This is a genomic window from Mammaliicoccus sp. Q-M61, assembly GCF_022386055.1.
In the GTDB taxonomy this organism is placed as follows: domain Bacteria; phylum Bacillota; class Bacilli; order Staphylococcales; family Staphylococcaceae; genus Mammaliicoccus; species Mammaliicoccus sciuri_A.
Genome location: NZ_JAJNJL010000013.1, coordinates 1 through 13,594, shown reverse-complemented (window position 1 = coordinate 13,594; position 13,594 = coordinate 1). Strand labels below are relative to the sequence as shown.

The 13,594-nt window shown below is 33.7% G+C and carries 11 protein-coding genes and 1 rRNA gene; 2 read left to right on the top strand and 10 right to left on the bottom strand.

Features of this window, described 5'->3' with window-relative positions; all coding sequences use genetic code 11:
* From LQ677_RS13400 to LQ677_RS13375, 6 genes are all read right to left on the bottom strand, one after another.
* Complete coding sequence (locus tag LQ677_RS13400; protein WP_037589912.1) at positions 1-1,059, bottom strand: PIN/TRAM domain-containing protein; 1,059 nt, start codon at positions 1,057-1,059, stop codon at positions 1-3.
* A 22-nt stretch (positions 1,060-1,081) separates the two neighbouring features.
* Positions 1,082-2,452, bottom strand: a complete 1,371-nt coding sequence (gene radA / locus LQ677_RS13395; RefSeq protein WP_025904845.1) for a DNA repair protein RadA — start codon at positions 2,450-2,452, stop codon at positions 1,082-1,084.
* Positions 2,453-2,607: 155 nt separating this feature from the next.
* Complete coding sequence (locus LQ677_RS13390) at positions 2,608-5,061, bottom strand: ATP-dependent Clp protease ATP-binding subunit (protein WP_037589909.1); 2,454 nt, start codon at positions 5,059-5,061, stop codon at positions 2,608-2,610.
* 16 nt (positions 5,062-5,077) lie between these two features.
* Positions 5,078-6,085: a protein arginine kinase gene (locus LQ677_RS13385; protein ID WP_025904843.1), complete on the bottom strand. Its 1,008-nt coding sequence runs from the start codon at positions 6,083-6,085 to the stop codon at positions 5,078-5,080.
* Positions 6,086-6,622, bottom strand: a complete 537-nt coding sequence (locus LQ677_RS13380; protein ID WP_025904842.1) for a UvrB/UvrC motif-containing protein — start codon at positions 6,620-6,622, stop codon at positions 6,086-6,088.
* A 14-nt stretch (positions 6,623-6,636) separates the two neighbouring features.
* Entirely contained in the window at positions 6,637-7,098 is a 462-nt protein-coding gene (locus LQ677_RS13375; protein ID WP_025904841.1) for a CtsR family transcriptional regulator, read from the bottom strand.
* 175 nt (positions 7,099-7,273) lie between these two features.
* On the opposite strand from LQ677_RS13375, the gene LQ677_RS13370 reads away from it, so the two are divergent.
* Positions 7,274-8,494, top strand: a complete 1,221-nt coding sequence (locus tag LQ677_RS13370; protein ID WP_037589906.1) for a NupC/NupG family nucleoside CNT transporter — start codon at positions 7,274-7,276, stop codon at positions 8,492-8,494.
* A 55-nt stretch (positions 8,495-8,549) separates the two neighbouring features.
* Here LQ677_RS13370 and pdxT read toward each other — a convergent pair whose 3' ends face one another.
* Together pdxT and pdxS are read right to left on the bottom strand one after the other, a co-directional pair.
* Entirely contained in the window at positions 8,550-9,125 is a 576-nt protein-coding gene (pdxT, locus tag LQ677_RS13365) for a pyridoxal 5'-phosphate synthase glutaminase subunit PdxT (RefSeq protein WP_037589905.1), read from the bottom strand.
* 1 nt (position 9,126) lies between these two features.
* On the bottom strand, positions 9,127-10,014 hold the full coding sequence (gene pdxS, locus LQ677_RS13360; RefSeq protein WP_239749026.1) for a pyridoxal 5'-phosphate synthase lyase subunit PdxS: 888 nt from the start codon (positions 10,012-10,014) through the stop codon (positions 9,127-9,129).
* A 111-nt stretch (positions 10,015-10,125) separates the two neighbouring features.
* On the opposite strand from pdxS, the gene pdxR reads away from it, so the two are divergent.
* Entirely contained in the window at positions 10,126-11,514 is a 1,389-nt protein-coding gene (pdxR, locus tag LQ677_RS13355) for a MocR-like pyridoxine biosynthesis transcription factor PdxR (RefSeq protein ID WP_051575458.1), read from the top strand.
* A 27-nt stretch (positions 11,515-11,541) separates the two neighbouring features.
* On the opposite strand, the gene LQ677_RS13350 is transcribed toward pdxR, so the two are convergent.
* Both LQ677_RS13350 and rrf read right to left on the bottom strand, forming a co-directional pair.
* Positions 11,542-13,425 (bottom strand): FUSC family protein, encoded by a 1,884-nt coding sequence (locus tag LQ677_RS13350; protein WP_239749025.1) that lies wholly within the window; start codon positions 13,423-13,425, stop codon positions 11,542-11,544.
* Between the two features lie 87 nt (positions 13,426-13,512).
* A 5S ribosomal RNA gene (gene rrf, locus LQ677_RS14870) occupies positions 13,513-13,594 on the bottom strand; the annotation flags it as partial.

The window sequence follows — 13,594 nt, the reverse complement described above, 5'->3', positions numbered from 1 at the left end:
TTATGACACCTTCTTCGCAAATATAATTCTACCAGAGGAAGTTTGTAGTAAGCTCATCACTTCAACAGGAATTGTCTTTCCTATATATTCTCGCCCTTTTTCAATGACGACCATTGTACCATCATCAAGATAACCAACACCTTGATCATCTTCTTTACCTATTTTCGTAATTAATAAATCGAAAATATCCCCTTGGTGTAGTACTGGTTTAATCGCTTCTGATAAATCATTTACATTTAGAACTTTTATACCTTGAACTGCACATACTTTATTCAAATTATAATCTGTTGTAATAATACTTGCTTGATATCGCTTAGCTAAATTGATTAAGAGTGCATCTACATCTTTATGTGTAGACGTTGGTTCAATAATTGAAATCGAGAAATCTGTTTTCTTCAATTCATTTAATATATCTAACCCACGTTGTCCTTTATCACGTTTAACACTGTCTTTAGCATCCGCAATGACTTGTAACTCTTCAATAACGCCTTGAGGTACGAGGATTTCTCCATCTATAAAATGACACTTCACGACGTCTAATATTCTTCCGTCAATAATAGCACTTGTATCTAAAATTTTGGCGTATTTCGAAGTTGTTTGTCTCGTTAAAGAATTAGATATACTTTCAGGAAATAATCGTAAAATTTCTTCTCGCTTTTGCAAACCAATCTGAAAGCCTAGATAACATAAAAAAGCAGCAATAATAATAGGTAAAATATGTTTCAGAACTGGTGCACCGATCATTTCTAATATAAACGAAACCATAACCGCGATCATTAAGCCTATCATGACACCAACTGTGGCGAAGAATATTTCAAGAATACTCCTTTTTAATAAATATTTTTCTCCTTGATCAGCCATGTCTACAATCTTATCAATCAAAAAACCAAACAATAGGAAAATAACAACTGCACCTATAAGACCATCGATATATGGATTTGTCAGTACTTGTTCGGGTTGGATACTAAACGCATTAATCAGTTCTGGAATCACCATAATGCCTAGTGAGGAACCTATGACTAAATAACACAGTATGATTAGTCCTTTTAAAATTTTCATACGTTAACCTCCTAATGGTTAATTATGCATTAAAAGCAATTTTCAATGCTTCTCTTGTTGTTGATACGCCAATAACTTCTGTACCTTCAGGGAATTCTAAACCTTTAATATTATTTTTAGGTATGATAATACGTTTAAACCCTAATTTAGCCGCTTCTTGTACACGTTGATCAATTCTAGCAACCCTTCTTACTTCACCTGTTAAGCCTACCTCACCTACGAAACAATCATCACCTTTAGTAGGTTTATCTTGGAAACTTGAAGCTATCGCGATAACAATACTTAAATCTACTGCGGGTTCACTCAATTTTACACCACCGGCAATTTTGATATATGCGTCTTGTTGTTGTAATAAGAAATTCTCTTTCTTCTCTAATACAGCCATCAATAAGCTTAATCTATTGTGATCAATACCTGTTGCCATTCTTCGTGGATTATGAAAAGTCGTTGGCGTTACTAAAGCTTGTACTTCAACTAAAATAGGTCTCGTACCTTCCATAGTTGCCACAATAGTTGAACCCGATACATGTTTCGTTCTTTCTTCTAAGAACATTTCAGACGGGTTTTTAACTTCATTAAGACCCGTTTGCTTCATTTCAAAAATACCCATTTCATTTGTCGAACCAAAACGGTTTTTAACTGCTCTTAATATTCTGTATGCATGATGTGTATCGCCTTCAAAATACAATACTGTATCAACCATATGTTCTAACAAACGTGGACCAGCAATTTGTCCATCTTTCGTTACGTGTCCAACAATAAATGTAGCAATATTCATTTGTTTTGCGATATGCATTAAATTTTGTGTACATTCTCTAACTTGAGAAACAGAACCTGGCGCAGACGTAACTTCAGGGTGGAAGACAGTTTGAATGGAATCTATTACTAATACATCTGGTTTTTCTTTTTGAACCATACTATGTATAATCTCTAAATTCGTTTCAGCATAAACATTTAATTCTCCTGAATCTTCAACTAATCTTTCAGCTCTTAATTTCGTTTGTCTTACAGATTCTTCACCTGAAACATATAAGACATTTTTTTGTTGAGATAAAGCCGCACAAATTTGTAATAACAATGTGGATTTACCAATACCAGGGTCACCACCAATGAGTACAAGCGAACCTTCTACAACACCACCGCCTAATACGCGATTAAATTCATTGATTTTTGTCTTAATTCTAGGTGTATCTTCTTCTTTAACGTCTTTTAATTTTTCTATTTTTTGTGCGGGTACATCTGACTTGAATGTATTTTTAGGACCTTTAGTTTCTTTATGTTCTATTGATTCTTCCATTTGGTTCCATGCACCACAATTTGGGCATTTCCCCATCCATTTTGGAGATTGATATCCGCAGGCTAAACACTCAAATATTACTTTCTTTTTGGCCATTCATGTTACCTCCGTATTAATTGAATAGTTATATTTTAAACTTGACTGACATTAAAAACAAATTAATATACTTTAAAATCAATATAAAAGCCCGCAAACTATTATGATAAATAGCTTGCGGACTCTTTATAATATTAAATTAACATTGTTGATTTTTAAGCTTTTGAAGTTTCTTCTGCTTCTTTATGATCTGATAAATCAAATTTAAATTCATCATCTCTGTAATCTACAATGACATCTTTACCTACTAAATCTTGTCCAGATAAGATTAATTCACTTAAATTATCTTCTACGTGTTTTTGAATAGCACGTGTTAATGGTCTTGCACCATATTCTGGATCGAATCCTTCATCAGCAATTTTTTCTTGTGCTGAATCTGAAAGCGTAATGTGAATGCCTTGTTCTGATAATCGTTTCGTTAAGTTACCAGCCATTTTATTCACAATTTCTTTAAGATGTGTTTTTTCAAGTTTGTGGAAGACGATAATATCATCTACACGGTTTAAGAATTCTGGTCTGAATTGTTGTTTTAATTCATCCATCATTGTTTTTCTGATAGTTTCGTAATCCGGTCCACTTTCTTTAGCACCGAATCCAACAAATTTAGCATTTTGTAATTCTTGTGCACCAACGTTTGATGTCATGATAATAACAGTGTTTCTAAAGTCTACTTTACGACCTTTAGAATCTGTTAAGTGTCCATCATCTAACACTTGTAACAAGATATTAAATACATCTGGATGTGCTTTTTCAATTTCGTCAAATAGGATAACTGAATATGGTTTACGTCTTACATTTTCAGTTAATTGTCCACCATCATCATGACCTACATAACCTGGAGGAGAACCTACTAAACGACTGACAGAGTGTTTCTCCATAAACTCACTCATGTCGACTCTAATCATAGCATCTTCTTCACCGAACATTGCATCAGCTAATGTACGTGCAAGTTCAGTTTTACCAACACCTGTTGGTCCTAAGAATATAAAGCTACCAATTGGTCTCTTAGGATCTTTAAGACCAGCACGGGCACGTCTTACTGCTTTAGAAATAGATTTAACTGCATCGTTTTGACCGATTACACGTTCATGTAAGATAGTTTCTAAGTTTAGTAATCGTTCTGACTCAGTTTCGTTTAATTTCGTAATTGGAATACCTGTCCAATTTGCGACAACGACTGCGATATCTTCAGCAGTTACACAAGTGTTTTTCTCACCTTGTGCTTTTTTCCATTCGTTTTTAGTATCTTCTAATTGTTTTTCAAGTTTAGTTTGTTTATCTCTTAAATTAGCTGCATTTTCAAACTCTTGAGAATGTACAGCAGCATCTTTTTCTTTCTTAACTGTTTCTAATTCTGATTCAAGTTCTTTCAGACTTGGAGGTGTTGTATAGTTTCTAAGTCTTACTTTAGAACTTGCTTCATCGATTAAGTCGATTGCTTTATCAGGTAGGAATCTATCTGAAATGTAACGGTCACTCATATTAACGGCCGCTTCAATCGCTTCATCTGAAATATTAATACGGTGATGTGCTTCGTAACGATCTCTCAAACCTTTTAAAATCGCAATTGAATCTTCAGTATTTGGTTCATCAACTGTTACAGGTTGGAAACGACGTTCTAATGCAGCATCTTTTTCAATATATTTACGGTATTCATCTAATGTAGTTGCACCGATACATTGTAGTTCACCACGAGCTAATGCTGGTTTCAAGATGTTTGATGCATCGATAGCACCTTCTGCTCCACCTGCACCAATCAGTGTGTGTAACTCATCGATGAATAACACGATATTGCCAGCTTGATGAATTTCTTCCATTACTTTTTTAAGTCTTTCTTCAAATTCACCACGATATTTAGTACCTGCTACAACAGTACCCATGTCTAATGACATAACGCGTTTACCTTTTAATGTTTCTGGCACTTCGTTTTGTACGATTGCTTGTGCTAAGCCTTCAACGATAGCCGTTTTACCAACACCTGGTTCACCGATTAATACTGGATTGTTTTTAGTTCTTCTACTTAACACTTCAATGACACGTGTAATTTCATCTGAACGACCAACTACTGGATCTAAAGTACCATCTTGCGCAATGACTGTTAAGTCTCTTGCTAATCCATCTAAAGTTGGTGTTGCTTGATTTTTAGTCGTTTGAGCATTTTTTGAACCTTGCTCTGGACTGCCTAATGATTTAACAACTTGTGCTCTTGCTTTAGTGATATTTAAATCTAAATTAGCAAATACACGCGCTGCTACACCTTCGTTCTCACGAATTAATCCTAATAATAGATGTTCTGTTCCAACAAATGTATGGTTTAACTTTCTTGCTTCATCCATTGAAAGTTCAATTACTTTCTTAGCTCTTGGTGTGTAATGAATCGCACCAACTTGTTCTTGACCTTGGCCAATTAAGTTTTCAACTTCTTTAGTTACTTTTTCTTCAGTAATACCGAAAGCATCTAGCACTTTAGCTGCTATGCCTTCAGGTTCTTTCATTAAACCTAATAATAAATGTTCCGTACCTATATTTGAATGATTCAATCTCATTGCTTCTTCTTGTGCATGCGCTAATACACGTTGCGCACGTTCTGTTAATCTACCAAATAGCATAAACTAACCTCCTATTTTATATATGTTCTCTTAAAAAGGTTGCTCTTTGTTCATCTACAGATTGTTCCGAGTCATTACCTTCAAAGAATGGTGTTTGTATTGTAACCATTAAATTATCAAAATTAAAGTTATTACTCTCGATATGTCCTAAATCTATACCCAGTTTCATTTCACTTAATCTTAATGAAGCTTCTTCAACAGATATTAATTGTGCAGATTTCAATATACCTTTCGCACGATGAACTCTGTCTTTTGTTTCCATATGATTAAAGCGATCAAGTCTTTGTCTAATTTGTTCTTCTTCACTAATGATTTGTTCAACAATTTGTGTTAAATCTTCAATGATTTCTTCTTCAGTCTTACCAAGTGTTAATTGATTGGATATTTGATACACATGACCAAGTGCACCTGTACCTTCACCATAAATACCTCGAATAGTATATCCGAATCTATTGATAGCTTGTCCAATTCGTTTCATACGTTTCATGATGCTTAAGCCAGGTAAGTGCAACATAACACTCGCTCTTAACCCTGTTCCAATGTTCGTTGGACAAGTCGTTAAAAATCCATGTTGTTCATCATAAGAAATCGTTAGATGTTTATCAAGCTCATCATCTAATTTAGATGCTGTTTCATACAACTCGTTTAGCACGAGATTATGGCCCATAACTTGTATTCTAACGTGATCTTCTTCGTTGATCATAACACTTGTTGATTCATCTTCATTTAATAATACTGCACCAAATTTCTGTTTTGTCAGAGCTGGGCTAATAAGGTGTTTGAACACGAGTTTATTTTGATCTAGTTCACTTAAATCTGATAACTTCGTCAATTTCAATTCTGATAATGCTTTACTCACTTTTTCTATTACTTTGTTGCCTGTTTCGTCATCTTCTTCATATTTGAGCGGATGAACTTCGTCTTGAAGGTTTCGTGCAAGTCTTATTCTAGAACTCATGACAATTGGCGTGTCTTCTGTTTCTTTCATCCAATCGCTAATATGTTCATTCATATGCTCTTCCATTTACTCGACCTCACCTTCTGCTTTCAATGCTTTTATTTCATCTCTTACAACTGCTGCATCTTCAAAGGCTTGCTCTTCAATTAAGCCTTGGAGTATTTTTTCTTTCTCAGCAATTTGTTGTTTGAGTTGTATTTTACTTCTTGAAGATACAGGTATTTTACCTGTATGCTCCCCACTGCCCGCTTGAACTCTTCTAATAATTTGCGGTACATCATCTTTAAAAGTTTCATAGCAGTCATGACAACCAAACTTACCAACTTTAGCAATATCTGTTAAAGTCATGCCACAAGTAGGACAGTGCTTTTCTTCTTGTGGTTGAACTTGTTTAAAGTTAATACCATGTTTACCTACTAAATATTGTAGAAATTGGTTCACAACAAATTCTTGGTCCAAATTTTGATCACTCATATGATCATCTTGGAAATAAAAATGTTCTGAAGCACAGTTTTTACATATCCATTGTTCTGTTTTATGTTTCTTACCTGTTGATGTTAATTGAATTGTTGCTTCTTCTTTACCACAAATTTCACAAAGCATACTGTCACTCCTTTTTAACTATAATGTATGACGGCAAGTATACGTTTCAATATATTTGCTCGAATAATATCTCTATATGGTATTTCTATTTGCAATGTATCTCTATGAAGCGTTTGAACAATCATTTTTTTCTCTCTATCTGTAATTAAGTCATTTTCATACAAACCATCCACAATTCTAAATGCATTTGCTTGTGAGATTTGATCACCTGTCAATTCAATTAGATGTCTAATGAATGCTGATTGACTATTCGTTTCAACTTTTGAAATACGAATGTAACCACCGCCGCCTCTTTTACTTTCGATAGCGTATCCGTGCTCATTTGTAAATCTTGTTTTTATAACATAGTTTAATTGGGAAGGTACACAATCAAACTTTTCAGCAATATGTGCACGTTTAATTTCAACGACATCTCCTTGAGCCTCCTCTAGCAATTGCTTTAAGTATTGCTCAATGATATCCGACATGTTGTGCATTAATTCATCACCTCTTTTGACCTTCTTTGACTATATTATATGTTCTGTTGTTTATTATTTCAATTAATTTGTTTCTTTAAAAATTTTTAAAATTTTATACCGCTTTCAAAAGAAATAAGTTATCATATAAGGTAGGTTATGATTGAGTATAAACGAAGGGAAAGGTGTGTCAATTATGCATTATATTATCGGGATTATCGGTATCTTATTATTCCTATTTCTAGCATGGTTAGTAAGCTCTGATAAAATGCGTGTTAGATGGCAGTATATAGGATTAATGATCGTAATCCAGTTTATATTTGCTTTCTTATTATTAAAAACAACAGGTGGATTAACTATCATAGGTGGTATTTCAAGTGGTTTTGGTTACATCATAGCAAAAGCTATGGAAGGGATAAACTTCGTATTTGCAGGTATTGCAAATATCGATCCTAAGACAGATAAGCCTGTTTCAGTTTATTTCCTTAACGTATTAATGCCAATTGTGTTTGTATCAGCACTTATCGGTATTTTACAATATCTTAAAATCTTACCTCTTATCATTAAATATTTAGGTTTAATTATTTCTAAAGTTAATGGTATGGGTAAATTAGAATCATATAATGCGGTCGCATCTGCAATTTTAGGTCAATCAGAAGTGTTTATTTCTATCAAAAAACAACTTCCATTAATTCCTAAACATCGTATGTATACATTAACAGCTTCAGCTATGTCTACAATATCTGCATCAATCGTTGGTGCATATTTTACGATGGTTGAACCGAGATACGTTGTAACAGCTATCGTATTAAACTTATTTGGTGGATTTATTATGGCATCCATTATTAATCCATATACAGTAGATCCAAAAGAAGACGACATCATGATTCAAGAATCAGAAGAAAAACAATCATTCTTCGAAATGTTAGGTGAATATATTTTAGATGGTTTCAAAGTTGCCGTTATCGTAGCAGCAATGTTAATCGGTTATGTTGCATTAATCGGACTATTAAATGGTGTTACATCTAACATTTTAAGTTTCGTTTCTGGCGGTTCAGTATCATGGGACTTCCAAACATTAATCGGATTTGTATTTGCACCATTTGCCTTCTTAACAGGGGTTCCTTGGGCAGATGCAGTACAATCAGGTAGTATTATGGCTACTAAAGTTCTTTCAAATGAATTTGTTGCGATGGGTATTCTACCTGATGCAGATATTTCAGAAAGAGCAAATGGTATCATTTCAGTATTCTTAGTTTCATTCGCAAACTTTGGTTCTATTGGTATCATCGCGGGTGCTGTTAAATCATTAAATGATAAACAAGGGGATAATGTCGCACGTTTCGGTATTAAATTATTATACGGTGCAACATTAGTATCATTCTTATCAGCTACAATCGCAGGATTTTTCTTATAATAAATAGAAGCAGTCTACAGAACAATAATCGTTCTGTAGACTGCTTTTTTGTTTGTTATACTTGCTCTGTTTGGTATTGTTTTACGATTTCTTCAATGAAATACGCCATTATTTTGTAGTCTTCAGTAAGTTCCGGATGGAATGAAATACCTAAGTATTGATTTTGTCTTACAGCTACAATTCTATCTTCAACCTTAGATAATACCTCAACACCTTCATGAGCTGATTGTATGTGAGGTGCACGTATAAATACGGCATTAACCGCTTCTTCAATACCTTTAACATCTAAATCTTGTTCAAAGCTATCTACTTGTCTACCAAATGAATTTCTCTCAACAACAACATCCAATTTATTTAAATGACTTTCTTGGCCTACTACTTCTTTCGCTAAAAGTATTAACCCAGCACAAGTTCCATACATAGGTAATGAACTATTTCTAAGTGCTTCAGTAAAGCCGTATAAATCCATTAAACGACGCATAGTCGTTGATTCTCCACCAGGTAAGACTAAACCATCAATTTCATCTAATTGCTCTACATGCTTAATTGTAATACCTTCATGGCCAGCTTTTTCAATATGCTTTATATGTTCTCTTACAGCACCTTGTAAACCTAGGACACCTATCTTCATATTACCATCCACGCTCTTGCATACGTTCTTCTAATGATAATTGATTGATGTCTAAACCTTTCATAGCTGGTCCTAATTCTTTAGACAATTCAGCAATTAATTTATAATCTTGATAATGTGTAGTTGCTTGAACAATTGCTTTAGCAAATTTTTCTGGAGCTTCAGATTTGAAAATACCAGATCCAACGAATACACCATCAGCACCTAATTCCATCATTAACGCAGCATCAGCTGGCGTTGCTACCCCACCTGCTGCAAAGTTTACAACTGGTAAACGACCTAAATCTTTAATTTCTTTTAATACTTCATATGGTGCACCAATATTTTTAGCTTCAGTCATAATTTCGTCGTCACTCATCACAACTAATTTACGCACTTCTGCGTTCACTTGTCTCATATGACGAACTGCTTCAACTATATTACCAGTTCCTGGTTCACCTTTCGTACGTAACATTGCAGCACCTTCACCAATTCTACGTGCAGCCTCACCTAAATTACGGCAACCACAAACAAATGGCACTGTAAATTCATCTTTTTTCAAATGATATTCTTCATCAGCTGGTGTTAACACTTCTGACTCATCAATATAATCAACGCCCATTGATTCCAATACGCATGCTTCTGTAATATGACCAATTCTACCTTTAGCCATAACAGGAATAGATACAGCATTCATAACTTCTTCTACAATACGTGGGTCAGCCATTCTTGCTACCCCACCAGCTGCTCTAATATCAGATGGTACGCGTTCTAATGCCATTACAGCAACAGCACCTGCTTCTTCAGCTAATTTAGCTTGTTCGGCATTAACCACATCCATGATTACGCCACCTTTTTGCATTTCTGCCATACCTCTTTTAACTTTATCTGAACCAGTAATTTTTGACATCGAAAAACTTCCTCCTTTTAAATCGCTTACTAGTAGGTTATACTAAATTCTGAACTGGTAAAAGAGTCAGATTTATCAAATAATTAGTGGTCAGTTTTCGAGGTGAATAAAATGGAAATGCTCATGTTCGACATCAATAGAAAGATTAATACGCCTATATACATACAACTATATGAAAATATTAAAAAAAACATTATTAACGACGTTATGAGGTATAACGAAAAATTACCTTCAAAAAGGCAATTAAGTCATTATTTATCAGTTAGTCAAACAACGATAGAACACGCTTATCAGCTACTTTGCGATGAAGGTTATATCTATAGTAAAAATCGTTCTGGCTTTTATATTAATGACATCGTTAATCTACCGGTAACCTATAAATCCAAGATTCCTGAAGCTCACTATATAGAAGAACAAAAGTATCAATATAGCTTTAAACTAGGCGCAATAGACAAAACGCATTTCCCAAACGACCTTTTTAGAAAATACGCTAAAGAAGCATTTGATGAACAGCAAATAGATTTATTAGATAGTGGCCATAAACAAGGTGATTTTAATTTAAGAAAAGAAATCAGTTATTATGTCTTTCATAGTCGTGGCGTAAATTGTTCTCCAGATCAAATTGTCGTTGGGTCGTCAACAGAGCAGTTACTATCCATTATTACGGATATCATTTCAGAGTCTAAATATATGATAGAAGATCCATTATACAAACAAGTGAGAGATTTATTAAAAAGAAAACATATCCCATTTGACTTTATCCCCGTTACGCAAAATGGGATTGATATAGAGCAAATTATCAAAACGGATAGTGATGTTGTGTATATAACACCAAGTCATCAATTTCCAACTGGTGTCATTATGGACTTAAAACGACGAACACAACTCATCAAATGGGCTTCAGAACAAGACAATCGATTTATTATTGAAGATGACTATGATTCAGAGTTTAGATATAGTGGAAGGCCGATACCAGCACTACAAAGTTTAGATCATTCAGATAGCGTCATATATGTTAGTACGTTCTCTAAATCTATTTCGCCTTCGTTGCGTGTAGCATATGCTGTACTTCCGAAAAATTTAATTGCTTTATATCACAAAAAGACAAACATAGAAGGTGGCACCGTACCAAGACATACTCAATACATGTTAGCAAGATTTATGAATGAAGGTCATTTCGAAAGACATTTAAATCGCATGAGAAAAATATATCGAACTAAAAGAGATATTATACTCGAACAACTCAAAAAATATCCTGAAACATTTTCGATTTCAGGGGAATTAACGGGAATGCATTTTATATTAAATGTTCATAATGGTTTATCTTTAGAGGAATGTATAAGAAGAATTGAAGCATGCAATATCGATATTAAACCCCTCTCTCATTATCGCTTTAAACAAACTGATGAGAAACCTCACTTTGTTCTCGGATTCGGTGGTATTAATATTGAAGATGCCAAAACACATATCAATAGTTTAATAGAATGTTTAACCAAATAAAAAAAGACTTCATCGCGAAGTCTTTTTTTATTTGCTATGACTTAAACTTTGTAATTTCATTAGTTCATTTCTAATACTTGTATATTCTTTTAATTCTGGTAAATCAATTTTTTCATAGTCTGCATTAAAGACCACTTTCTTACAAATATTCTCATAAGTCGCTAAATAAAGTCCTAAGTCATGGTCTGATAGCGTCGTAATCTTACCTTGTGCATAAGCTCTTTCTAACGTAAATGCTAATTGTTCAACTGTAAATATAATCGGATAAACATATTCAATCTTTTTAACTTTGTTATCCATTTCATTCAACGCAGCTTGATACATTGCCTTCGTATTCATGATCTCAGTGTGCAAATCTGTGATGACTTTTGATTTTGCAATATTATGATGATACTTATTAGAAGAAAATATTGCATGAAACAAACTTGCTTGTAGTTTTAACGTATTATTAATCGTCTTAGGTAATTTTTTAGATGCTTGATTTCTTCCTACTATCAGTACACCAATTAAACCTATTACTGAACCAATTACAACATCAACAATTCTTGGCATCACTAAATATGTATCGAAATGTTGAGTGATTGCTGCTGACATTAAAAGAACATTCGGCGTGATGAATGTGACTGCAATTGTATAATTAAATGCGACTAATAACTCAGCTGTCCCCATCAAGATGGCCATTAGTATGACAATCGTCCATGTATTAGGCTCAAATGATAAAATTAAAATTGCGACTAACATACCTGTAATTGTACCTACTGTTCTTTGCAATGCTCTTTGGATTGTAGAGAGTGATGATGAACCTAATAATACAGAACAACAAGATATTGGTATCCAATATGCTCTTTCAAACCCCATACCAAATGCAATAATAACTGAAGTAAATAATATAATTCCATATTGCATCGAAGACATTAAAACTAATGAATCTCTTGATAAATTTTCTTTAATAATTCTTGAGTACATCGGTTTTCTATAAATAATTTGTTTATCAAATTGTAAATTCTTATCGTTAAGAATAATGACTGTATCATTAATTAATTCAGCTAATGACTTTATGTAAGAGCTCTCTCCATCATATTTAATCGGTACATATTGAGCAGATTCATTTCCTGCAATTCTAAGCTGAATATAAGTAAGTGCTTCACTTATTTCTATTGGTAACTCTTTATAACCTTGAGAAGATAATTCTAAACAAGCAGACCATATAGCTTCACTGCGTCCTTTTAACTGCAACATTCTATTATAACCATGCGTTTTATTCCAAAAAGCATTAGCTGTCGTCAAAGTATTTGTTGCATGATGTATCGCATTTAAAGTATTACTACGTGCATTATCAAATTTTTCCCCACTAAAATTTTCAGTTAAATATGCTAAATTTTTATAAATATTTGATACACTTTCTGCTTCCGGTTTTTTATGATTAAACATTGCATCAATTATTACAACAATTGTACTAACAATACCACCACATAATACAAGTAATCCTCTGTTTAGGAAATCTTCAGGCATAATTGGCATAATAGAAGCTACACTATATGTAAGTACAAAGAATAAAGAAGAAGGTCCAGGTATTTGAAAAGCTTTTAAAACGAAATGACCTATCATCCCTATGAGTCCTAATACTAATGCATATAAAAATGGAATCGTTATTGTAATCGTTCCTAACATGATACAAACACTTAATACTATAGAAACTGCTATAACTTTTCTAATTCGTGAAGGATATGATCCATTAATAATGTAGATATTACTAAATGATCCTAGTAAGGCAGTTAGTCCTAGATCGAATCTTCCAAGTAATACACTTCCAGCTAAAATGATAAAAACAATAATAGCTTGCATAAATGCTTTTTTAGTTGCAAGATTGTTCTTATTCACTTTAAACATCACATCAAAATACTTTTTCATGTTATATCACCTCTCACAATTTTCAAGCAAAAAAAAGAGACCTAACAGGTCTCGAGTGCGGCTCATCGCATCCATTTATAAATATTTGCCCGGCAACGTCCTACTCTCGCGGAACGTAAGCCCAACTACCATCGGCGCTAAAGAGCTTAACTTCTGTGTTCGGCATGGG

Excerpts from the sequence above, each read along its gene's own strand:
- pdxS (WP_239749026.1), bottom strand. The coding sequence starts at position 10,014 with ATGTCAAAAATTACTGGTTCAGATAAAGTTAAAAGAGGTATGGCAGAA.
- LQ677_RS13390 (WP_037589909.1), bottom strand. The coding sequence starts at position 5,061 with ATGCTATTTGGTAGATTAACAGAACGTGCGCAACGTGTATTAGCGCAT.
- radA (WP_025904845.1), bottom strand. The coding sequence starts at position 2,452 with ATGGCCAAAAAGAAAGTAATATTTGAGTGTTTAGCCTGCGGATATCAA.
- LQ677_RS13400 (WP_037589912.1), bottom strand. The coding sequence starts at position 1,059 with ATGAAAATTTTAAAAGGACTAATCATACTGTGTTATTTAGTCATAGGT.
- LQ677_RS13380 (WP_025904842.1), bottom strand. The coding sequence starts at position 6,622 with ATGCTTTGTGAAATTTGTGGTAAAGAAGAAGCAACAATTCAATTAACA.
- pdxR (WP_051575458.1), top strand. The coding sequence starts at position 10,126 with ATGGAAATGCTCATGTTCGACATCAATAGAAAGATTAATACGCCTATA.
- LQ677_RS13375 (WP_025904841.1), bottom strand. The coding sequence starts at position 7,098 with ATGCACAACATGTCGGATATCATTGAGCAATACTTAAAGCAATTGCTA.
- LQ677_RS13370 (WP_037589906.1), top strand. The coding sequence starts at position 7,274 with ATGCATTATATTATCGGGATTATCGGTATCTTATTATTCCTATTTCTA.
- LQ677_RS13385 (WP_025904843.1), bottom strand. The coding sequence starts at position 6,085 with ATGGAAGAGCATATGAATGAACATATTAGCGATTGGATGAAAGAAACA.
- pdxT (WP_037589905.1), bottom strand. The coding sequence starts at position 9,125 with ATGAAGATAGGTGTCCTAGGTTTACAAGGTGCTGTAAGAGAACATATA.
- LQ677_RS13350 (WP_239749025.1), bottom strand. The coding sequence starts at position 13,425 with ATGAAAAAGTATTTTGATGTGATGTTTAAAGTGAATAAGAACAATCTT.